20 protein-coding genes are annotated in these 20,761 nt (G+C 64.0%); 13 read left to right on the forward strand and 7 right to left on the reverse strand.

Annotation, left to right across the window (positions count from 1 at the left end):
• Positions 1-55: 55 nt before the first annotated feature.
• From tesB to NKG95_RS00550, 3 genes are all read left to right on the forward strand, one after another.
• Positions 56-931, forward strand: coding sequence for an acyl-CoA thioesterase II (tesB, locus tag NKG95_RS00540; protein WP_023722686.1), 876 nt, complete (start codon positions 56-58; stop codon positions 929-931).
• 219 nt (positions 932-1,150) lie between these two features.
• The gene (locus NKG95_RS00545) at positions 1,151-1,489 is read left to right on the forward strand and encodes a P-II family nitrogen regulator (RefSeq protein ID WP_023679755.1); all 339 of its coding nucleotides are present in this window, start codon (positions 1,151-1,153) and stop codon (positions 1,487-1,489) included.
• A gap of 31 nt (positions 1,490-1,520) precedes the next feature.
• Positions 1,521-2,942, forward strand: coding sequence for an ammonium transporter (locus NKG95_RS00550; protein ID WP_352845333.1), 1,422 nt, complete (start codon positions 1,521-1,523; stop codon positions 2,940-2,942).
• 131 nt (positions 2,943-3,073) lie between these two features.
• Here NKG95_RS00550 and NKG95_RS00555 read toward each other — a convergent pair whose 3' ends face one another.
• The gene (locus NKG95_RS00555; protein ID WP_023722684.1) at positions 3,074-3,223 is read right to left on the reverse strand and encodes a hypothetical protein; all 150 of its coding nucleotides are present in this window, start codon (positions 3,221-3,223) and stop codon (positions 3,074-3,076) included.
• 136 nt (positions 3,224-3,359) lie between these two features.
• Here NKG95_RS00555 and NKG95_RS00560 point away from each other — a divergent pair, with 136 nt between their 5' ends.
• From NKG95_RS00560 to NKG95_RS00570, 3 genes are all read left to right on the forward strand, one after another.
• The gene (locus tag NKG95_RS00560) at positions 3,360-6,020 is read left to right on the forward strand and encodes an FtsK/SpoIIIE family DNA translocase (RefSeq protein ID WP_353039635.1); all 2,661 of its coding nucleotides are present in this window, start codon (positions 3,360-3,362) and stop codon (positions 6,018-6,020) included.
• Positions 6,021-6,153: 133 nt separating this feature from the next.
• The gene (locus NKG95_RS00565; protein ID WP_352481025.1) at positions 6,154-6,837 is read left to right on the forward strand and encodes an outer membrane lipoprotein carrier protein LolA; all 684 of its coding nucleotides are present in this window, start codon (positions 6,154-6,156) and stop codon (positions 6,835-6,837) included.
• A 384-nt stretch (positions 6,838-7,221) separates the two neighbouring features.
• Positions 7,222-8,028, forward strand: coding sequence for an exodeoxyribonuclease III (locus NKG95_RS00570; protein ID WP_023721396.1), 807 nt, complete (start codon positions 7,222-7,224; stop codon positions 8,026-8,028).
• A 20-nt stretch (positions 8,029-8,048) separates the two neighbouring features.
• Here NKG95_RS00570 and NKG95_RS00575 read toward each other — a convergent pair whose 3' ends face one another.
• From NKG95_RS00575 to NKG95_RS00585, 3 genes are read right to left on the reverse strand one after another with little or no spacing between them, the layout of a single operon-like run.
• Complete coding sequence (locus NKG95_RS00575; protein WP_023721395.1) at positions 8,049-8,900, reverse strand: TIGR01459 family HAD-type hydrolase; 852 nt, start codon at positions 8,898-8,900, stop codon at positions 8,049-8,051.
• Complete coding sequence (locus NKG95_RS00580) at positions 8,897-10,198, reverse strand: FGGY-family carbohydrate kinase (RefSeq protein ID WP_353039637.1); 1,302 nt, start codon at positions 10,196-10,198, stop codon at positions 8,897-8,899. Before NKG95_RS00580 ends, NKG95_RS00575 begins: the two co-directional genes overlap by 4 nt.
• A gap of 1 nt (position 10,199) precedes the next feature.
• Entirely contained in the window at positions 10,200-11,243 is a 1,044-nt protein-coding gene (locus NKG95_RS00585) for a class II aldolase/adducin family protein (protein ID WP_352961997.1), read from the reverse strand.
• A 229-nt stretch (positions 11,244-11,472) separates the two neighbouring features.
• Here NKG95_RS00585 and NKG95_RS00590 point away from each other — a divergent pair, with 229 nt between their 5' ends.
• From NKG95_RS00590 to NKG95_RS00615, 6 genes are all read left to right on the forward strand, one after another.
• The gene (locus NKG95_RS00590; protein ID WP_023721392.1) at positions 11,473-12,255 is read left to right on the forward strand and encodes a DeoR/GlpR family DNA-binding transcription regulator; all 783 of its coding nucleotides are present in this window, start codon (positions 11,473-11,475) and stop codon (positions 12,253-12,255) included.
• Entirely contained in the window at positions 12,252-13,631 is a 1,380-nt protein-coding gene (locus NKG95_RS00595) for an FGGY-family carbohydrate kinase (RefSeq protein ID WP_353039639.1), read from the forward strand. The genes NKG95_RS00590 and NKG95_RS00595 overlap by 4 nt, the downstream gene beginning before the upstream one ends.
• Positions 13,628-15,172 (forward strand): sugar ABC transporter ATP-binding protein, encoded by a 1,545-nt coding sequence (locus NKG95_RS00600; RefSeq protein ID WP_353039641.1) that lies wholly within the window; start codon positions 13,628-13,630, stop codon positions 15,170-15,172. Before NKG95_RS00595 ends, NKG95_RS00600 begins: the two co-directional genes overlap by 4 nt.
• A 20-nt stretch (positions 15,173-15,192) precedes the next feature.
• On the forward strand, positions 15,193-16,170 hold the full coding sequence (locus NKG95_RS00605; protein WP_502896313.1) for an ABC transporter permease subunit: 978 nt from the start codon (positions 15,193-15,195) through the stop codon (positions 16,168-16,170).
• Between the two features lie 85 nt (positions 16,171-16,255).
• Positions 16,256-17,194: an ABC transporter substrate-binding protein gene (locus tag NKG95_RS00610; RefSeq protein WP_353039643.1), complete on the forward strand. Its 939-nt coding sequence runs from the start codon at positions 16,256-16,258 to the stop codon at positions 17,192-17,194.
• Between the two features lie 117 nt (positions 17,195-17,311).
• Positions 17,312-18,205, forward strand: coding sequence for a sugar phosphate isomerase/epimerase family protein (locus tag NKG95_RS00615; protein WP_353039645.1), 894 nt, complete (start codon positions 17,312-17,314; stop codon positions 18,203-18,205).
• Between the two features lie 43 nt (positions 18,206-18,248).
• On the opposite strand, the gene NKG95_RS00620 is transcribed toward NKG95_RS00615, so the two are convergent.
• Entirely contained in the window at positions 18,249-18,704 is a 456-nt protein-coding gene (locus NKG95_RS00620; protein WP_023680480.1) for a Crp/Fnr family transcriptional regulator, read from the reverse strand.
• 195 nt (positions 18,705-18,899) lie between these two features.
• Positions 18,900-19,583 (reverse strand): response regulator transcription factor, encoded by a 684-nt coding sequence (locus tag NKG95_RS00625; protein WP_023721386.1) that lies wholly within the window; start codon positions 19,581-19,583, stop codon positions 18,900-18,902.
• Between the two features lie 144 nt (positions 19,584-19,727).
• Here NKG95_RS00625 and NKG95_RS00630 point away from each other — a divergent pair, with 144 nt between their 5' ends.
• Positions 19,728-20,264 (forward strand): L,D-transpeptidase family protein, encoded by a 537-nt coding sequence (locus NKG95_RS00630; protein WP_353039902.1) that lies wholly within the window; start codon positions 19,728-19,730, stop codon positions 20,262-20,264.
• 97 nt (positions 20,265-20,361) lie between these two features.
• Here NKG95_RS00630 and NKG95_RS00635 read toward each other — a convergent pair whose 3' ends face one another.
• The gene (locus NKG95_RS00635) at positions 20,362-20,607 is read right to left on the reverse strand and encodes a hypothetical protein (protein WP_353039647.1); all 246 of its coding nucleotides are present in this window, start codon (positions 20,605-20,607) and stop codon (positions 20,362-20,364) included.
• Positions 20,608-20,761: the final 154 nt, after the last annotated feature.

Here is a 20,761-nt window from a genome sequence, read left to right on the forward strand (position 1 = left end):
GACTGCCCGCTGTTCCTGTCGGAAACCGCCATGGTAATTTTGCGGCGAGGTCAAGATGACGGCAGCCATGGACGAGCTTCTCGGCATTCTCGACCTCGAGCAGCTGGAACACAACCTGTATCGCGGTCGCAGCCCCAAGCTCGACTGGCAGCGCATCTTCGGCGGCCAGACCATCGCCCAGGCGCTTGTCGCCGCGCAGCGAACGGTCGAGGCCGAGCGCCATGTGCACTCGCTGCATGGCTATTTCATGCGACCGGGCGACACCAAGGTGCCGATCATCTACGAGGTCGACCGCATCCGTGACGGCGGCTCCTTCACCACGCGCCGCGTCGTCGCGATCCAGCACGGCCAGGCGATCTTTTCGCTGGAAGCCTCATTCCAGCAGGATGAGGTCGGCCTGGAACATCAGGTGCCGATGCCGCAGGACGTGCCGGCGCCCGACACATTGCTGTCGCAGCGCGAATTGCTGGGCAAGTTCGGCGAAGCCGTGCCCGACGGCATCAAGCGCTATTGGGAGCGCGACCGGCCGATCGAGATGAAGCCGGTGATGCTGAAGCATTACACCAGCCGGGAAAAGCTCGAGCCGAAGCAGAACATCTGGATCCGCACCACCGGCCCGGTGCCGGCCGACCGCGCCACGCAGGCGGCCGTGCTCGCTTACCTCTCCGATATGACGTTGCTCGACACCTCGACTTTTGCCCACGGCCGCGCCATTTTCGATCGCGACATCCAGGCAGCGAGCCTCGACCACGCCATGTGGTTCCATCGCAGCCACCCGCTCGACGACTGGATGCTGTACACGCAGGACAGCCCGTCGACGCAAGGATCGCGTGGCTTTACCCGCGGCTCGCTATTTGCCCGCGACGGCACGTTGATCGCCTCGGTTGCCCAAGAAGGACTCATCCGGCTGAAGCGGCCGCCTGCCGAGTAGGCATTTTTCGGAATTTGCCTATTTTTTAATCATTTGCATTGACGCGACTGTGAACAGGCAGCCGACAAACCTTCCCGATTTCGTTGTTTAACAACAGCTTAACACCCTGCTTCGGCAATTGGCACGGAGCTTGAATCCTAGCGGGCACTCTCCGGCTCTCATGGGGATCGGCGAAGTCGTGCAAACGCGGGGACCCGCAACAGCAAAGGGTGAAACCTTATGAAGATCGTGATGGCAATCATAAAGCCGTTCAAGCTCGACGAGGTGCGCGAGGCGCTCACCGCAGTCGGCATCCAAGGCCTGACCGTCACCGAAGTAAAAGGCTACGGACGTCAGAAGGGGCACACGGAAATCTATCGCGGGGCGGAATACGCGGTCAGCTTCCTGCCGAAGATCAAGATCGAAGTCGCGGTCGCCGTCGACATGGTCGACAAGGCCGTCGAAGCCATCACCGCGGCGGCCAAGACCGGTCAGATCGGCGACGGCAAGATCTTCGTCTTCGGCATCGACCAGGCGGTGCGCATTCGCACCGGCGAAACAGACACCGACGCGCTTTGAGCCGCGGACACGTATTCCAATGGAGAGTTCAATGAATATTCCTTCCACCTTGAAGTTAACGGGACGCGCGGCCGTTTGGGGCTCGCTCGCTCTCGCTGCACTGGGCACGGTTGCTGCGTTCGCGCAGGAAGCGGCTCCGGCAGCACCGGCAGCGGCGCCGGCATTCACCGTCGACAAGGGCGACACGACGTGGATGATGATCTCCACTATTCTGGTGCTGCTGATGACCATTCCCGGCCTTGCCCTTTTCTACGGTGGCCTGGTTCGCGCCAAGAATATGCTGTCGGTGCTGATGCAGGTCTTCACCATCACCAGCGTGGTCATGATCGTCTGGGTTTTCTACGGCTACAGCCTGGCCTTCACCCCCGGCAACGCCTTCGTCGGTGGCCTTTCCAAGATGTTTCTGGCCGGCGTCGACGTGACGACGGTGTCCGAAACCTTCACCAAGGGCGTGGCCATTCCCGAACTGGTGTTCGTTCTCTTCCAGATGACCTTCGCCTGCATCACGCCTGCCCTGATCGTCGGCGCTTTCGCCGAACGCATCAAGTTCTCCGCCGTGATCCTTTTCACCATCCTCTGGGTCACCTTCGTATATTTCCCGATCGCGCACATGGTGTGGTTCTGGGGCGGCCCGAGCGCTTATAGCGATCCGTCGGGTCTCATCTTCGGCTTCGGCGCCATCGACTTCGCCGGCGGCACCGTCGTTCACATCAATGCAGGCATTGCCGGCCTTGTCGGCGCGCTGATGATCGGCAAGCGTATCGGCTACCAGAAGGACGTTATGGCGCCGCACTCGATGACGCTGACCATGGTCGGCGCCTCGCTGCTGTGGGTCGGCTGGTTCGGCTTCAATGCCGGTTCGAACCTGGAAGCGAACGCCTATGCCGTGCTGGCCATGGTCAATACGTTTGTCGCCACGGCGGCGGCGGCAGTGACCTGGATCGTGCTTGAAACGCTGCTGCGCGGCAAAGCATCCATGCTTGGCGCCGTTTCGGGTGCTGTCACCGGCCTCGTCGCCGTGACACCTGCCGCCGGCTTTGCCGGACCGATGGGCGCCATCGTGCTCGGTCTCGTCGCCACTTGCGTCTGCTACTTCTTCGTCTCGGTGGTGAAGAACAAGTTCGGCTACGACGACAGCCTCGATGTTTTCGGCATCCACTGCATCGGCGGCATCATCGGCGCGCTCGGCACCGGTATCCTGGTCAATCCCGCTCTCGGCGGCGCCGGCATCGTCGATTACTCGACAGCCGACTTCGCCGCCGGCTACGCCGGCACGGCCACCCAGCTGATGTCGCAGTTCAAAGGTGTGCTGGTGACAATCCTGTGGTCGGGTATCGGCAGCGCGATCCTCTACAAGATCGTCGACCTGATCGTCGGCCTGCGTCCGACAGCCGATGCAGAGCGCGAAGGGCTCGATCTCACCTCGCACGGCGAAGTGGCCTATCACCCGTAAGCTCGTCCGGGGCGGCCCTCGGCCGCCTCGCGACGTCCCATCCCGTCGTGATGCTCCCGCAAGGGCTCACGCCTTGAGGCCCGGAAATCTTCCGGGCCTCTTTTTGTGCGCGGATGGCCGTGACGGCTCGATCACGATCGCTTGATCAAGGTGCTCGATCCGTCGGCGGCGTGAAACATCTGCCGCAGCGGCTCCAGCGTGCCCGCCATTTTCGCCGAGTCAGCGTGGTTGCCAATGCCTGTCGCAGGATCACCGCCGCGTTTGAACAGGAAGTCAGGCATGACATCCTGCGCCCGTTCCGCAGACGCAGGCTGCCCATGGTTAATGCGCCCTTAACCTTCCCGCCGCTAGTCTGACAGCCGAATCTGCCGTGTTGCGCGTCCGCGCCCGGCCGGGCAACGACAGACGAGGAAGAGCATGCGTTCAGGGGCTTCAGCACCGCTTGCGCTGGCCGATACGGGGCACGGCATCCGGGCGTTCGCGAGGCGCCAGGTCGGGCGGCTGGTCGGTGCCGGGCTGTTTGCTCTGGTTGGCTTCGGCGTCGCCGCCCTTGCCACCTGGAACGTCGCCGATCCGAGCTTCTCGCACGCCACCGATAATATCGTCACCAATGCAATGGGTTATGCCGGCGCCGTCTTTTCCGACATTGCCATGCAGTTCTTCGGACTCGCCGCCGTTGCGGCGCTGGTGCCGGCGGTGATCTGGGGATTTCTGCTGTTTACCGCGCGCGGCGTCGACCGGCTGCCGAAACGGGCGCTGGCCTGGTTCGGGTTTTCGCTGCTTGGCGCGGCAATTGCCGGCTGCGTGGTGCCGCCCAAGACCTGGCCGCTGCCGACCGGCCTCGGCGGCGTCTTTGGCGACATGGTGCTCAACATTCCCGGCCTGGTCATCGGCGGCTATCCGACCGGCCTCGTCGCCAGCGTGCTTGCCGTGCTCCTTGCAGCACCGGCGCTGGGGCTGTTTCTGTATGGTTCGGCGCTGATTTCACGCAAGAACGGCTTTGCCGTGCTTGATCAGCCCACTGCTGCCGATCCGCAGGACGACCTGCTTTTCGACAATGAAGAGGACGAGGGCGACGAAGGCATATTGGCGCTTGGCGCCATCACCCATTGGTGGCTGTCGCTGCGGGCCTATCTGCGTCGCCGCGCCGCGCGCCGGCGCGAGCGCGACGATTTCGAGCCGGAGATGGAGCCGCGGGCCAGCGCCTGGCGGCGGGCGGCAGAACGGGTCGAATCGGCCGAGTTCGCCGAGGCGCGGATGAGCCCGGGCGGGCGCGCCCGCGTCGAGCCGGAATTCTTCGCCGCCATGGTCAACGACCGCAGTGCCTCGATCGACCCCGACGATGCCGATGTCTTCGATAACGACGACAATGACGACGACACGGATTTCGCGCCCGAGCCGGCCGGCCAACGCCGCGCCGCGCCGACGGCGAAGGTGCAGAACTTCCGTTCCGATGCGGCGACACGCGTCGAGGCGCCGGCGCCGCGGCCGGCACCCGGCGCCCGGGTCCAGCGCGAGGCGCAGACCTCGCTGATCGGCTCGGAAAAATTCGAGATGCCGTCACTGCATTTCCTGTCGGAACCGAAGAACGTGGTGCGCGACGCCAGCCTGTCGAAGGACGCGCTGGAGCAGAACGCCCGCCTGCTCGAGGGCGTGCTGGAGGATTTCGGCGTCAAGGGCGAAATCATCCATGTGCGCCCGGGTCCGGTCGTCACGCTTTACGAGCTGGAACCTGCGCCCGGCATCAAATCGTCGCGGGTGATCGGCCTGTCCGACGACATCGCCCGCTCGATGAGCGCCATCGCCTGCCGTGTCGCCGTGGTGCCTGGCCGCAACGCCATCGGCATCGAATTGCCGAACGCCAGGCGCGAGACCGTCTATTTGCGCGAGATCATGGCCAGCCGCGATTTCGAGACCACCAAGGCCAAGCTGGCGCTGGCGCTGGGCAAGACCATCAATGGCGAGGCGGTCATCGTCGACATCGCCAAGATGCCGCACGTGCTGGTCGCCGGCACCACCGGCTCGGGCAAGTCCGTCGCCATCAACACCATGATCCTGTCGCTGCTCTACCGGCTGACGCCGCAGGACTGCCGGCTGATCATGATCGATCCGAAAATGCTGGAACTCTCGGTCTATGACGGCATCCCGCATCTTCTGACGCCGGTGGTCACCGATCCGAAGAAGGCGGTGGTGGCGCTGAAATGGACCGTGCGAGAGATGGAGGACCGCTACCGCAAAATGTCGAAGGTCGGCGTCCGCAACATCGACGGTTTCAACGCGCGCGTGCAGCAGGCCGAGAAAAAAGGCGAAAGAATCTCGCGCACCGTGCAGACCGGCTTCGACCGCCAGACCGGTGAAGCGATCTACGAAACGGAGAACCTCGACCTCGAGCCGATGCCCTACATCGTCGTCATCATCGACGAGATGGCCGATCTGATGATGGTCGCCGGCAAGGACATCGAAGGCGCAGTGCAGCGCCTGGCGCAGATGGCGCGCGCCGCCGGCATCCATGTCATCATGGCAACGCAGCGGCCGTCGGTCGACGTCATCACCGGCACCATCAAGGCCAACTTCCCGACCCGCATCTCCTTCCAGGTGACATCGAAGATCGACAGCCGCACCATCCTGGGCGAGCAGGGCGCCGAACAGCTGCTCGGCATGGGCGATATGCTCTACATGGCCGGCGGCGGCCGCATCCAGCGCGTGCACGGTCCCTTCGTTTCCGACGACGAGGTGGAGAGGATCGTCGCGCATCTGAAATTGCAAGGCGTGCCGGAATATCTCGACGCCATCACCGAGGATGACGACAAGGATGATGATGAGCCGTCGGGCAAAGGCAGTGGCAGCAGCGGCGACGGCGGCAATTTCGAGGATTCCGACGATCCCTACGACCAGGCGGTCGCGGTGGTGCTGCGCGACGGCAAGGCCTCGACCAGCTACATCCAGCGCCGGCTCGGCATCGGCTACAACCGCGCCGCCTCGATCATCGAGAAGATGGAGAAGGAAGGCATTGTCGGCCCGGCCAACCATGCCGGAAAACGCGAAATCCTGGTGCCGACGGAGGACGACAAGTTCTAGAGCGCATCCGCGCCGGCAACTTTGAACCTCTCGGCGCGTTGCAACGGATGAGCGCTGCGCGCCCGCCAAACTTAAGCCCAACTGGGGGGCCAGACCAATATAACGAGCAAGCAATCAGATGATGGTGACCGGCATGAAAAACGCATCTTTCGCCCCAAGCAGGGATTTCGCCCCAACCCGCCGACAGGTGCTCGGCCTCGGTCTGGTCCTGGCCGGTGCCGCGGCCGTCAACGTCGTGCCCGGCTTCCAGCTGCTGGCGTCGGCGCAAGCAGCGGTTCCGGCGACGGCGCAGAAGATCGCCGATCATTTCTCCTCGGTCAAATCGATGAGCGGCGAGTTCGTGCAGTTCGGGCCAAAGGGCGAGCAGACCGGCGGCAAGTTCTTTCTGGAACGGCCGGGCAAGATCCGCTTCAACTATGACGGCGCCTCGAATTTCAGGGTGATTTCCGACGGCAAGTCGGTGGTCATCCTCAACAAGAAGCTGCGGACCTCCGACCTCTACCCGCTGTCGAAGACACCGCTGAAGCTGCTTCTCGACGACAAGATCGATCTGTCGGGCGGACGCGTCAGAAGCGTTAAGGAAGAAAACGATCTCACCACCATCCAGCTTGCCGACAAATCGGTGTTCGGCAATTCGAAGATCACCATGATGTTCGATCCGAAATCCTATGAATTGCGGCAGTGGACCATCACCGATGCGCAAGGCAAGGACACGACGGTGATGATCTTCAACACCAAGGAGGGCGTCAGTTTCGCGCCCGACACCTTTGCCATCGACTATACGGCCAACCGGGAACTGAACACCAAGTCGCGCTAAGGTGTGTCGATATTCAGGTGATGCCGGCCTGCAACGGCGGTTTCCTGCGCTTCCGGCCTTCGCCGGCCAAAGCATTCATGAGCGGTCGTGGCAGTTAAGGCTACGGCCGGCGTAGGCCGGTGCTCACGTACCCAAAAGTACGCTCCGCTCCGGTTCTCGGAATCCACCATTCTGGTCGCTTCGCGCCCGTCTTCGACTCCGACTCGGCCTGACCTGAATCTCAGCACACCTTGGGCTTGGTTCCTGTATTGATATTTCTGGAAAGTCATGGGCCGCGCCCCCAAGGCGCGGCCGGCTTGTTTTTGCGGTGCGCGGCTGGCAGTAGTTTCCGCGATTGACTTCCGTCGGGCCATCCGGCGGATCTTGCGTTGTCCGGAACCCCACATGCCCTTTTCCGTCGCTACCTGGAACATCAACTCCGTCCGGCTGCGCATGCCGATCGTCGAGCGTCTGCTGGTCGAGCAGGCGCCGGACGTGCTCTGCCTGCAGGAAACCAAGGTTCCTGACGAATTGTTTCCGGAGAAGGCGTTCCGCAAGCTTGGCTACGAGCACATCGCCTTCCATGGCCAGAAGGGCTACCACGGCGTTGCGACGGTGGCACGGCGGCCGATCGAGGTGGTCGAAAAGCGCCGCTTCTGCGAGATCGACGACAGCCGGCATCTGTCGGTCACCGTCAAGGCTGGCGGCAAGGCGATCCTGCTGCACAATTTCTACGTGCCGGCCGGCGGCGACGAGCCCGACCCGGCCGTCAACCGGAAGTTCAAGCACAAGCTCGATTTTGTTGCCGAGATGAACGCCGTCCGCGCCGAGCATGACGAGGTTTCCGGCTCGATCCTGGTCGGCGATCTTAACATCGCGCCGCTCGAGCACGATGTCTGGTCGCACAAGCAGCTGCTCAACGTCGTCAGCCATACGCCGGTCGAGACGGAAAATTTCGAAGCGATGCGGCTCGCCGGCGACTGGGTCGACCTGATGCGGCTCAATGTGCCTTACGAGGAGAAGCTCTACACCTGGTGGAGCTATCGTGCACAGGATTGGCAGGCGTCAAATCGCGGCCGCCGCCTCGACCATATCTGGTCGTCGCCAAACCTGGTGCCGCAGTTTGCCGGCTATGAAATCCTGCGGCCGGCGCGCGGCTGGGAGCGGCCCTCCGACCATGTGCCGGTGATCGGGCGTTTCAACCTCGATTAGCTTTGTCTCGCCTTAACAATTCAGCGAAACCTGAAGCTATCCGCGATGTAGTCGGGGCGGGCGTTCAGCGTGGCGAAAACAGTCTCCAGATCAGGTGTCTCCGCCAATATACCGGACAGGACCAGCGTCGTCGCGACGCCGACGCCGTTGCCGCCGGCGATGTCGTGCTCGACGCTGTCGCCGACGCAGACCGCGTTGCCGCGCTCCGGGTTGCCCGCCAGCGCCAGCGCTGCCTCGAATATCTGCGGATAGGGCTTGCCGATGCGGGTGACGCTGCCGCCGAGGTTCTCATAGAGATCGGCCAGCCGGCCAGCGCCGAAGCAAGGCCCGACGGCAGTCAGCATGATCTTGTCGGGGTTGGTGCAGAAGCACGGCACCTGGCGCTTCGCCGCCGGACCGAGAAGCCGGCGATAATGGTCGAGGTCGTAGCGATCGCCCTCGCTGGCGGAAATCAGTACCAGTTCTGCATCGTCGCCGTCCTTGGCCAGGACGAAGGGCAGGCCGTCGACAGCCGAACGGTCATTATCGCGGCTGATCAGCAGGCATTTTGTCTGCGGGCGCAGGGTCCCCGATGCCGCCATTTCGTGGAAGGAGCGCCACGCCACCTCGCCGGAGGAGACAAAATGGTCCCAGCTTCCCGGTGCGAAGCCGAGCTTCAGCAGGCGGCGCTCATTGGGTTGCGCCCGCTTGCCGGAATTCGAGATCAGCACGATGGTCTTGCCGGCGCGCTTGAGTGCCGACAAGGCTTCGATAGCGCCTGGATAGGCGCTGGTGCCGTCGTGCAGCACACCAAATTGGTCGAGCAGGAACACCTGATAGCGCTCGGCCAGCGCGGCGATGCCGTCGAGGTGCTGAATTATCTTGGCCGTCATAAAAGCCCCGCTGCGCCTGCGCCCATCAGCGCCAGCCGCGCCGTGCCGGCGGCGGCCTCCTCCGAAAGAGCCGGCACGAGAGCGACGCCAAGCTTGCGCTGCCGGATCGCCGTCCAGGCCGGATTGGCCGCACCGCCGCCGACGCTCCTGACCGATGTAAGCCGGGGTGCGCCGAGTTCGGCAAGCCGGCGATAGCCGAGCGCTTCGATCGCCGCAATACCCTCGAACATCGCTTTCAGATAATCGGCGTCGTCGGCGGGCCGCGGCTCGAGGCGGGGCGGCAGCGCCGGATCGGCTATGGGGAAGCGTTCGCCCGGCGCCGGCAGCGGGTAATAATCGAGGCCGGTCTCTGTCGCCGGGTCGATCTTTTTGCTGAGTTCGACAATGCGGGCGACGGGGAAATGCTGGGCCAGCACCTTGCCGCCGGAGTTCGAGGCACCGCCCGCCAGGTAGGTGTTTCCCAGCCTATGGCTGTAGATGCCGAATTGCGGCGCCGAGATCGGCCGGTCGGAGAGGATCTTGATGGTCAGCGATGAGCCGAGCGCGGTGACGCCGGCGCCCGCGGCAGTCGCACCGGTCGCCAGGAACGACGCGCATCCATCGGTGGTGCCGGCGACGACAACCACGTCGCGCGGCAGGCCGAACATTTTCGCAGCGCTGGCGGTGAGCGTGCCCGTGACATCGCCCGGCCGCACGATTCGGGGCAGGAATTCCATGCGCATGCCGGTCGCCGCGATCCAGTCCGGCCAGCGCCGGGCCTCGACGTCGTAGCCGGTTTTCAGCGCGTTGTTCTCGTCACTGACATCGAAGCGGCCGGAAAACTGTCCGGCGATCCAGTCGGCCTGGTGCAGCACAGTGGCGACGCCGGGCAGGTGCTGGAAAGACAGCGCCTTGGCGAGACCGGACGTCGCCCCAAGTGCAGCGCTCGTTGCCGGTGCCGCGCCGGCTATTGCAGTCAGAATAGTGTCGTCAGCGACCTTGTCGTTGTACATCAGCGGTTCGGCCAGCGGCCGCCCGGAGCCGTCGACCGGCAGCAGCGTGCCCGACGTACCGTCGACGGCGATCGAGAGCACTGCCGCGCGATCGATACATTTGAGCACTTCCGCCAACGTCGCGCCGACCGCCTCCCACCATACGGCGGGGTCGCGGCCGTTCAGCCCAAATCGCTCAAGGGCAATTGCGGAATGCGCGGCGATGGAAAAGTCCGGGCGCATTGCGACGGCGCGCGCGCCGGATGTGCCGATGTCGATGCCGATGGCAAGCGGGCCAGTTGATAGCGGGCTTGACGAACGCGGCATGTCAGCTGCCTCCGGCATTGAGTTTCTGGCGATATTTTTCGGCGTCCCAGTTGATCAGTTCGTCATTCTCCGCCGCTGTCAGATAATTCAGCTTCGCTGCGACATCGACCCGCGCCGTCACGTCGGCGAGGCAGCGCTGCATGGCGTCGGCGCCGGCGCCGGCGTCGCCGCGCATCAGCACGCCAAGGCCGGGAAACAGGATCGCCACGGGTGCGGCGCCGCAGCGCTCGATCACGCGCTTCACATCCTCGCCCGGTCCCGCCACGACCGAACCCTCGCCGAGAAAGATGACGTGGTCGGGGTAGAGGCTGCCACCCGAAGCCATGCGGCAGCTTTCGGGGTCGATCGCCACCGCATGCGCCTCCACGTCGGCTGGCAGTCTGTAGCCGCTGCCGCCGGCGCGCGCCGTCAGTGCGGCAATGTCCGGCTCAGCCACCTGGCGCGGCGGCCGCGCCAGGAGCCGGGTTACGCGGCGCAGCAGCATGTCGGCCGCGGCGACGGTCTCGGCTGCAACGACCAGACCGTGATTGCCGAGGATCAGGATGTCTACGCCTGGCCGCAAGCGCTCGGCGATCCCTTGGGCAAGCGGCAGCCCCGGCCGGCGATAAGGAACATAGGTCCATTGGTGGCCATCGAGCCGCCTGGCGACCTCGGCCTCGCAATCGGCCTGCACGGCCAGCGAAATGGTCTCGACGCAGTGGACATGCAGGACGATACGCTGCGGCATCAGCGCATGCACCGTGGTCTCGATCGACGGGCGCAAGCCGCGTGGATTGAGGGCGCCGATGGCAAAGGCCTGCGGCTGTTCGGCGGCCGGGTCGCGCCGTTCGATGGCTTCAAGCAATGGCGGGATGCTGACCGGCACCATGATGTCTGCGGTAAGCGCGTCCTTCAGCCAGGTACCGGAGGCCTTGATCCAGAGCGTGTCGCCGGCTTTCAGCGAGGTATTGCCGCCGGCGGCCTGGGTCAGATGCGGGTCGCTGCCGATGACGGCCGAAAGCGACCGCAGCGCTGCCAATTCCTGCGCATCCGCACTGATCGTCATCGAAATTCCTCCACAAACCGGCCGCGTGGCCACGGCTTTGGACGGCCCGTTGCCGGGACTAAGACCGACGCTGGTATCGCAGATGCGAGTAAGTTACGTCAACAGTGATGTTATCGCGTCAAATCACGCTTGCAATCCGAGGCCCGTTGAGTAAGTTGCACCAATTGCCGTGCAAAATGGCAATGCCGTGCAAAATGGCTTGGGAGGCAAGCGCATTGGGAGGTAAGGGTTGAGCGACTCCGGCCGCCAGCGCCAGATTGTCGAGCTTTTGCGAGACCGGCCTTTCGCATCGGTGCGCGAGCTGCAGGAGCGGCTTGGCGTGTCGGCGGCGACGGTGCGGCGCGACATCGACAAGATCGACGAGGCCGGCGAAGCGCGCAAGGTCTATGGCGGCATCTCGGCGCTCGATGGCGCTTCGCAAGTTGGCGTCGCCTATGCCAGGCCCTATGACGAGAACCGCGACCTCGCCGTCGAGGCCAAGCGGCAGATCGCCGCTCTCGCCGCCACCATGGTGCGCGACGGCGACGCGGTCATCGTGCATGGCGGTTCGACCTGCTTCCATCTCGGCGTCAAGCTCGCCGACCGCAACATCCGGCTCTACACCAACTCGATGCCGCTCGCGGCCTATCTCAGCGATCACGGCCATTGCAGCCTGACCGTCGCCGGCGGCGAACTGCACCGCGAGCCGGGTATCATCCATTCGCTGACCCAGACGGTGCCGTTCTACGCCTCGAAGTTCTTTCTCGGCGCGCAAGGCATCGGCCAGGAAGGCCTTCTGGAATCGCACCCGCTGCTGGTCCGCTCGATCGTCGAGCTCAGCCTCTGCGCCGACCAGATCGTCGTGCTGGCCGACAGCCGCAAACTGTCGATCCACGCCCGCAACGTGGCGCTGCCGCTGTCGCGGATCGGTACGCTGGTCACCGATGAGGGCCTGTCCGACACCGACGCGCGCATGCTCGAAGATGCCGGCGTCATGGTGCGCATCGCCGCTTCCTCGGGAGGCGCCCAGTGAAAGTAGCCGTCCTCGATTTCGGCAAGACCAATTCGAAGCTGTTCGTCTTCGGCCAGGACGGACGCATCCTCGACGAGCGCCGCACCCAGCCGAGCTGGATCCGCAAAAACGGCTTCAGCGTGCTCGACGAGGCAACGCTGCACGACTGGGCGGCCCGCGCCATCGATGACGCCGTCGACACGCATGGCGTGGAAGGGCTGATGGTATCCGGCCATGGCTGCACCTTCGCGTTGGTCGACGACGCCGCGCTGACGCATCCGATCCTCGATTACGAGCAGGAACCGCCGGCCGAGATCGCCGCGCAAATCGATCGCCGCATTCCGGATTTTGCCGAGACCTTTTCGCCGCGCCTGCCGCTTGGCTTCAACTACGGCCGCCACATGTTGTGGCTGAAGGAGGTGGAGCCCGGTGCCTTCGCCGCAGCGAAATCGATCCTCGGCTACCCCCAATACTGGAGCTGGCGCCTTGGTGGCCGGCCGGTATCGGAAGTGTCCTATCTCGGCTGCCACTCGCATTTATGGGCGCCGCGCAAACGCGATTTCAGCTCGCTGGTCGATGGCGAGGGCTGGCGCGGCCAGATGCCCGCCTTCGAGCGTGCCGGCGCGGTGATCGGCGAGCAGCGCTTCGGCCGAGTCGCGAAGCCGGTCGCCATCCATAATGGCGTCCACGACAGCAATGCCGCGCTCCATGCCTACCGCCGGCAGCAGCTCGGGCCGGTGACCGTGGTCTCGACCGGCACCTGGGTCGTCGTTCTCAATCCGGACTGCCCGCTCGACGCACTCGACGGCGAGCGCGACATGCTGGTCAACGTCGATGTCGATGGCGGCCCGGTGCCGACCATCCGCTTCATGGGCGGCCGCGAATTCGCGACGATCAGCGCCGGCTGGCAGGGCGCCATCGCGCCGTCATCGATACAGCGGGTGATCGACGCCGGCATTATGGCGCTGCCGAGCTTCGCGCCCGGCGGCCCGATGGCACACCGGCGCGGCGAACTGGTCGGGCGCACGCCCAACGCCGACGAACGCGCGGCCATGGCGCTGCTCTATGTCGCGCTGATGGTCGATTTGTGCCTCGAGCTGATCCATTCCGATAATACCGTCATCGTCGACGGCGGCCTGAACAATGGCGGGCTGCTTGCCGCGCTGCTGGCGCAAGTGCGTCCCGGGCAGGCCTTCCTGCAGGGCGCAACGCTGGAGGGCAGCGCCACCGGTGCCGCAGCACTTGCCTTCGAAAGCGTCGGACGCGAGTTTGCCACCGAGGCGCCGGAGGCGGTGCATGCGGCAAGCTTCAGCGGCCTTGCCGGCTACCGCAACGACTGGCGCGGCCTTGCCGCCGATCGGGGTGCCCCCAGAGCAGCTGCGGGAGGTGCGCGATGAGCGCCATCGCCCGGATCGAGACGGTGCGCCAGCCGGTGCTGGAGATGCGCCACATCTCGAAGACATTCGGCCCGATCCGCGCCCTGCACGATGTGTCGCTGACCGTCCATGCCGGCGAGCTGCACGCGCTGATGGGCGAGAACGGTGCCGGCAAGTCGACGCTGATGAAAGTGCTGTCCGGCGCCTACCGGCCGGATCCCGGCGGCGAGATCCTGATCGACGGCATGCCGGCCGCCACCGGCGACCCGATCAAGGCACGCGCCGCCGGCATTGCGGTCATCTACCAGGAGCTGTCGCTGGCGCCCAATCTGTCGGTGGCGCAGAACATTTTCCTCGGCAACGAGCCGCGACGGTTCGGCATCGTCGATCGCGAGCAGTGTAACCGGCGCGCCAGCGACATCATCGCGCGGCTCGGCGTGACTTTTTCAGCGCGCACCCCGGTCACCAGCCTGTCGCTCGGCGAACGCCAGTTGGTCGAAATCGCCCGCGCGCTGTCGACCAATGCGCGCATCATCGTCATGGACGAGCCGACCACGTCGCTGACCTCGCGTGAGACCGACCGGCTGTTCGAGGTGATCGCGACGCTGAAGTCGCAAGGTATTGCCATCATCTACATCAGCCACCGCATGGAAGAGGTCTACCAGCTCGCCGACCGCGTCAGCGTGCTACGCGACAGCGGCTATGTCGGCACGCTCGACCGCGCCGATCTGAACGCCTCACGCCTGGTATCGATGATGGTCGGGCGCGATCTGTCGACGTTCTACAAGAAGGATCACCGCCCGCCGGACAGCAAGCGCGCCGTCGCGCTGTCGGTGCGCGGCATGTCGGACGGCAATCTCATAAAGAATTGCTCCTTCGACCTCCACAAAGGCGAGGTGCTGGCACTGGCAGGCCTGGTCGGCTCGGGCCGCACCGAACTGGCACGGCTGATCTTCGGCGCCGACAGGCACATATCGGGCACGCTGGAGCTCGGCGGCAAACCGATATCCATCGGTTCGCCAAGCGAGGCGCTGGATGCCGGCATCGCCTACCTGACCGAGGACCGCAAGCAACTTGGCCTGTTCCTCGACATGTCGATCTCCGACAACATCAGCATGGGCGTGCTGGCAAGGGACGCGAAGGCCGGCGGTCTGCGCGACTTCGCGGCTGCCGAAAAGCGCGCCGCCAAGGCGGTGTCCGAGCTCTCCATCCGCACCAGCTCGGTGCAGGCCAATGCCGGCTCGCTGTCGGGTGGCAACCAGCAGAAGGTGCTGCTCGCTCGCCTGCTGGAAACAGAGCCGCAGGTCGTCATCCTCGATGAGCCGACCCGCGGCGTCGACGTCGGGGCGAAGTCGGAAATCTACCGGCTGATCGACAATCTGGCCAAGAAAGGCATCGCCATCCTGATGATCTCCAGCGAGCTGCCGGAGGTGATCGGCATCGCCGACCGCGTGCTGGTGATGCGCGACGGCGCCATTGCCGGCGAGGTGACGGCGCTGGAGGGCGAGCCACTGCGGCAGGAAGCGATCATGGAACTTGCAACGGGAGCGGCTCAGCGATGACCGACAAGGTGGCCGACACGATGAAAGCGGACGACCGGGCGGTCGGCAGGAGCACAAGGTGGCGCACCGCCATCGCTGCGCTCGGCATGCTGCCGATCCTGATTCTGCTGGCGGTCGGCTTCCAGTTCATCAACCCGCGCTTTTTCACCCAGACCAATCTGCTGATCGTCATGCAGCAATCGTCGATCAACATCGTGTTGGCGGCCGGCATGACCTTCGTCATCCTGACCGGCGGCATCGACCTGTCCGTCGGCTCGATCCTTGCCGCCTCGGCGATGGTGGCGGTGATGGTGTCGCTGGTGCCCGATTGGGGACTGCTGGGCGTGCCGGCGGCCATTCTCGTCGGGCTCGGCTTCGGCGTCATCAACGGCCTGCTGATCGCCTACATCAAGCTGCCGCCCTTCATCGTCACGCTGGGATCACTGACCGCCGTGCGCGGCGTCGCCCGGTTGCTTGGCCAGGACACGACGGTGTTCAACTCGGACCTGCCGTTCGACTTCATCGGCAACGGTTCGCTGTTCGGCGTTCCATGGCTGGTCATCATCGCGCTGGCGGTCGTGGTGCTGTCCTGGCTGGTGCTCAAGCGCACCGTGCTTGGCACCTGGATCTACGCCGTCGGCGGCAACGCCGAGGCCGCCAGACTGACCGGCATCAAGGTGCCGCTGGTGCTGCTCTTCGTCTACGGCGTTTCCGGCCTTCTGGCCGGCCTTGGCGGCGCCATGTCGGCGGCCCGGCTCTATGCCGCCAACGGGCTGCAGCTCGGCCAGTCCTACGAACTCGACGCCATTGCCGCGGTCATCCTCGGCGGCACCAGCTTCGTCGGCGGCGTCGGCTCGATCTGGGGCACGCTGATCGGCGGCCTGATCATCGCCGTGCTGTCAAATGGGCTCATCCTCGCCGGTGTTTCCGACATCTGGCAGTACATCATCAAGGGATTGGTCATCATCGTGGCGGTCGCCCTCGACCGTTACCGGCTCCAGGCAGGAGCAAGAACGTGATGGCCCTTAGTCGCCGGCGTCCATCGAGCCGGTTTCATGTGTAACGCACCGTGAGAGGCGCGGGCATCAGGAGGAAAATAAAACTATGAAGATCATCGCTAAACTGCTCTGCGGCGTCGCCCTTGCGGCCGCCGTCATCGCGCCGGCATCGGCCAAGGACCTGAACAAGGTCGGCATCTCGGTCGGCCTGCTCGGCAACCCGTTCTTCGTCGCCACCATCAAGGGCATCGAGGACGCGGCCAAGAAAATCAACCCGAATGTGCAGGTGACATCGGTATCGGCCGACTACGATCTCAACAAGCAGGTCTCGCAGGTCGATTCCTTCATCGCCGCCGGCGTCGACGTCATCATGCTCAATGCCGTCGATGCCAAGGCGATCGCACCGGCGGTGAAGAAGGCACAGGCAGCCGGCATCGTCGTTGCCGCTTTTGACGTTTCGGCGCCGGGCGCCGACGTCACCGTGATGACCAACAATGTCAAGGCCGGCGAAGAGGCGTGCCAGTATCTGGTCGACCATACCGGCGGCAAGGGCGACTACGTCATCCTCAACGGCCCGGCTTCGTCGTCGATCCTGGAGCGGGTCAAGGGCTGCAAGGACGTGCTGGCAAAACACCCCGACATCAAGATCCTTTCGGACGACCAGAACGCTGAAGGCTCACGTGACGGCGGCCTGAAAGTGTTCCAGTCGCTGCTGACCCGCTTCGACAAGATCGACGCGGTCTTCGCCATCAACGATCCGACGGCGATCGGCGCCCAGCTTGCGGCCAAGCAGCTCAACCGCTCGGAGTTCATCTTCACGGCGGTCGACGGCGCGCCCGATATCGAGAAGGAACTCGCTTCCGGCACGTCGATGATCAAGGCCTCGGCCTCGCAGGATCCCTATGTGATGGCCGGCCAGTCGCTGACGATGGCGGCTGACCTGCTTGCCGGCAAGGAGCCGGCCGAGCCGACGGTGCTGCTCGACCCGAAGCTGATCACGGCCGACAATTTGAAGGATTACAAGGGCTGGACCGCAGCTCGCTAAACCTCCCAAGCGTGGGGCGGCCGGTATGACCGGCCGCACCTTTTTTGTCTGAGCAACGGATTGCCAAACACCGATTTGGACTTGGGTCCGCTACTGCTGGAATAACCGGAGACAATCATGTCGCGCATCGGAATCCACTCATTCGTCTGGTCGGCGAGCTCGACGCAGAGCGATCTCGAGCGGACGCTGGCCAACACCAGCGAAGCCGGCTTCGACCTGATCGAATTCTCCTATCTCGACCCCGCCAATGTCGACATTGACGGCTTGGCCAAGCGGATAGCCGATCTCGGCCTCGGCGTCGCAATCAGCATCGGACTGCCGGCCGACGGCGATATTTCGAGCGCCGACAAAACGATTGCGGCGCACGGCGTCGAAATCCTGAAACGTACGATCGCGCTGACTCGCGATCTCGGCGGCCAGAAGGTTGCCGGCATCCTCAGCACCAGCCACGGCTTGCAGAGCGAGGCGCCGACGCGCGACCAGTGGAACCGCAGCGCCGGCACGCTTGCCGAGGTGGCGGAGACGGCAAAGTCAGCCGGCGTCACCCTCAACCTCGAGATCGTCAACCGCTTCGAAAGCAACCTGCTCAACACCGCCGCGCAAGGCATGGCCTTTATCGAGGACAGCGGCTCCGACAACATCTTCCTGCATCTCGACACGTTCCACATGAACATCGAGGAGGCCGATGTCGGATTGGCCATCCGCAACGCCGCAAAGAAAATCGGCTATGTCCATATCGGCGAGAGCCATCGCGGCTTCCTCGGCACCGGCAATATCGATTTCGCCGGGATATTCGATGCGCTGACCGCTATCGGCTATAGCGACGACCTCAGCTTTGAATCCTTCTCGTCGGAAATCGTCGACGAGAACCTGACGCGGAAAACCGCGATCTGGCGCAATCTGTGGACCGACAATATGGAGCTGGCCAAACATGCGCGCCGCTTCATTGCGCTCGGACTGGAGACGGCGCGGCGCAAGGCCGAGCTTGTTTCCGCAACGCACCGGCCTTGAGAACTCGCAAATTCCGAAATCTGGTTAAACCAGAGGCGCTACATTAGCCGGCAAAACGCGGGCCAAGTTCCTCGATCCGGCGGATCATCGCCTGGAAATCCTCCAAGATGCGCTGGTGCAAGTGAACCGCCAGCTCCGGGTATTCCTCGAGGATGCGGCGGAACATCTTGCGGCTGAGCCGCAGCACTTCCGAATCGATTTCGGCGGAGGCGCTGGTCAGCCGGTTGGTGTCGGCGATCAGCGCCAGTTCGCTGAGTATCGTGCCGGGACCGGCGGTGCCGATCGGGATGCGCTCCCCGTCGTGCTCGCGATAGAGCACGATGCGGCCGCTGACCACGATGTAGGCCGAATCAGCTTCGTCGTCCTCGCGATAAAGCTTGTGGTCGGCTTTCAGCATGGTGGTTTCGGCGCCGAAGGCGAGCAGACGCAGCTGTTCCTGCGTAAAGCCCTCGAAGAGCCTCACGGTGGACAGGATGCGGATGTCGTCATCCAGCGCCATCTAGCTATGTCCCCGAACCGTCAGTCCCACTCCTCCCTAGAGCGCCGCGCGTCCCCCGGACGCGCAAGGCGTTTCAAAAATCGGTTCCGCTCCTTGGACCCGATGCCTCCGCGAGTTCGATCCAGACCCACCTCCAGCTCAGGACCGTACCCGAAAAGCGCCCCGCCCGGATCGCTTATTTGAATAATGAAATGTTTAAGGAACCAGCTTGTAGCCGCCGCTTTCTGTCACGAGAATTTCCGCGTTGGAAGGATCGCGCTCGATCTTCTGGCGCAGCCGGTAGACGTGGGTTTCGAGCGTATGCGTGGTGACGCCGGAATTGTAGCCCCAGACTTCCTCCAGCAGCACGTCGCGGGTCACCACCTTCTGGTCGGCGCGGTAGAGATATTTGATGATCGAGGCTTCCTTTTCGGTCAGCCGCACCTTGGCGCCGCGCGGGTCGATCAGAAGCTTCTGGCTGGGCTTGAACGTGTAGGGGCCGACCGAGAAAGTGGCGTCCTCGCTCTGTTCGTGCTGGCGCAGCTGGGCGCGGATGCGGGCTAGCAACACGGCAAAGCGGAACGGCTTCGTCACATAGTCGTTGGCGCCGGCCTCGAGACCAAGGATCGTGTCGGAATCGGTGTCGTGGCCGGTCAGCATGATGATCGGCGCCTTGTAGCCGCCCTTGCGCAATATCTTCACCGCCTCGCGGCCATCCATGTCGGGTAGGCCGACATCCATGATGAGCAGGTCGATAAGCCCGCCGCGCGCCGCGGCGACGCCTTTGGCGGCGGTCGCTTCCTGCAGGACATCGAATTCCTCATAAAGCGACAATTGCTCGACAAGGGTGCCGCGCAGGTCGTCATCGTCGTCGACGATCAGAATGGTGCGTGAAGTCATGGATCAATCCGTTGTTTTGAAAAGAGATTTCAGTTGACCGCTGCCTGTTTATGCGGAAGCTGACCGGCACAACAGCCGTTCACAGTGATTTGTTCCGTGGCACGATCATACAAGAAAAAACACGATCGCAATGCAGTCGGCGCAATTTTGCCGAAAGGGCTCACCGTGCTCACCGTGCGCGCGCGGCCCGGCCATGCCAGCCAGGGCTTTCTACAGGCCGGCAAACTCGTGTTTCCATGTGCGCTGGGGCATGGCGGCATCTCGGCCGGCAAGCGCGAGGGCGATGGCGCCACGCCGCTCGCCTCGATGCGGATATTGTCGGGATATTTTCGCGGCGACCGTTTTGCCGGCGGCCGCAGGACGCGGCTGGCGATGACGCCGATCGGCCGCGACCTCGGCTGGTGCGAAGTGCCTGGGGACCGCAACTACAACCGCCCGGTCAAAATCCCCTATGGCGCCAGCCATGAGCGGATGCTGCGCACCGACGATCTCTACGATGCCTGCCTGGTGCTGGACTGGAACATTGTGCCGCGCCGGCGCGGGCGCGGCAGCGCCATCTTCTTCCACCTGGCGCGCCCCGGCTTCACGCCGACACAAGGCTGCGTCGCGGTGACGGCCCGCACCATGGCGCGGCTGCTCCCGCTGCTGTCGGAACGGACGGTGGTGAGGGTAGTGAGATAGGGCAGTAGGGGAGTAAGAATAGAGACAGGCGCGGGCGCGCCGCTTAGCTTTTCCTACTGCCTACTGCCTACTGCCTACTGCCTACTGCCCTACTGCCCTACTGCCTTGTTGCCCTACTCCTCTGCCACCCTGTGTCGAGAAGACCGAGCCGGCCGAGTTCGCGGTCCATGGCTCGCCCGATGTCCTTGCGTTCGCCACCGATGTCGCGCAGCTGGCGATCGGAGAGATCCTCGACATTCTCATAGGGAAGACTGACCGCGATTTTTGCATGCCGAAGCCAATCAAGCACGGCGCGCAGCCAGGCCGGGCGGAGGGTTACAGAGCGCAAGGCGATGTCAGACATGGTGCAATCCGCTTCTCCGGACATCAAATCCGGTTTGATGTTTCTTCGATGCTCAGATCATGGCGGATTGAAATTCAAACGGGAAACGAGTAGTTTTTTCTGCATCTTCAAGTTTTGTTTGAGGATTGGAATGCTCGACCGAACCCTCCTCGTC

This window comes from Mesorhizobium sp. M1423 (assembly GCF_040317575.1).
GTDB lineage: Bacteria > Pseudomonadota > Alphaproteobacteria > Rhizobiales > Rhizobiaceae > Mesorhizobium.

Bases quoted from the DNA above. Each gene is read 5' to 3' on its own strand.
- tesB (WP_023722686.1), top strand. From the start codon at position 56: ATGACGGCAGCCATGGACGAGCTTCTCGGCATTCTCGACCTCGAGCAG.
- NKG95_RS00545 (WP_023679755.1), top strand. From the start codon at position 1,151: ATGAAGATCGTGATGGCAATCATAAAGCCGTTCAAGCTCGACGAGGTG.
- NKG95_RS00550 (WP_352845333.1), top strand. From the start codon at position 1,521: ATGAATATTCCTTCCACCTTGAAGTTAACGGGACGCGCGGCCGTTTGG.
- NKG95_RS00555 (WP_023722684.1), bottom strand. From the start codon at position 3,223: ATGCCTGACTTCCTGTTCAAACGCGGCGGTGATCCTGCGACAGGCATT.
- NKG95_RS00560 (WP_353039635.1), top strand. From the start codon at position 3,360: ATGCGTTCAGGGGCTTCAGCACCGCTTGCGCTGGCCGATACGGGGCAC.
- NKG95_RS00565 (WP_352481025.1), top strand. From the start codon at position 6,154: ATGAAAAACGCATCTTTCGCCCCAAGCAGGGATTTCGCCCCAACCCGC.
- NKG95_RS00570 (WP_023721396.1), top strand. From the start codon at position 7,222: ATGCCCTTTTCCGTCGCTACCTGGAACATCAACTCCGTCCGGCTGCGC.
- NKG95_RS00575 (WP_023721395.1), bottom strand. From the start codon at position 8,900: ATGACGGCCAAGATAATTCAGCACCTCGACGGCATCGCCGCGCTGGCC.
- NKG95_RS00580 (WP_353039637.1), bottom strand. From the start codon at position 10,198: ATGCCGCGTTCGTCAAGCCCGCTATCAACTGGCCCGCTTGCCATCGGC.
- NKG95_RS00585 (WP_352961997.1), bottom strand. From the start codon at position 11,243: ATGACGATCAGTGCGGATGCGCAGGAATTGGCAGCGCTGCGGTCGCTT.
- NKG95_RS00600 (WP_353039641.1), top strand. From the start codon at position 13,628: ATGAGCGCCATCGCCCGGATCGAGACGGTGCGCCAGCCGGTGCTGGAG.
- NKG95_RS00605 (WP_502896313.1), top strand. From the start codon at position 15,193: ATGAAAGCGGACGACCGGGCGGTCGGCAGGAGCACAAGGTGGCGCACC.
- NKG95_RS00610 (WP_353039643.1), top strand. From the start codon at position 16,256: ATGAAGATCATCGCTAAACTGCTCTGCGGCGTCGCCCTTGCGGCCGCC.
- NKG95_RS00615 (WP_353039645.1), top strand. From the start codon at position 17,312: ATGTCGCGCATCGGAATCCACTCATTCGTCTGGTCGGCGAGCTCGACG.
- NKG95_RS00620 (WP_023680480.1), bottom strand. From the start codon at position 18,704: ATGGCGCTGGATGACGACATCCGCATCCTGTCCACCGTGAGGCTCTTC.
- NKG95_RS00625 (WP_023721386.1), bottom strand. From the start codon at position 19,583: ATGACTTCACGCACCATTCTGATCGTCGACGACGATGACGACCTGCGC.
- NKG95_RS00635 (WP_353039647.1), bottom strand. From the start codon at position 20,607: ATGTCTGACATCGCCTTGCGCTCTGTAACCCTCCGCCCGGCCTGGCTG.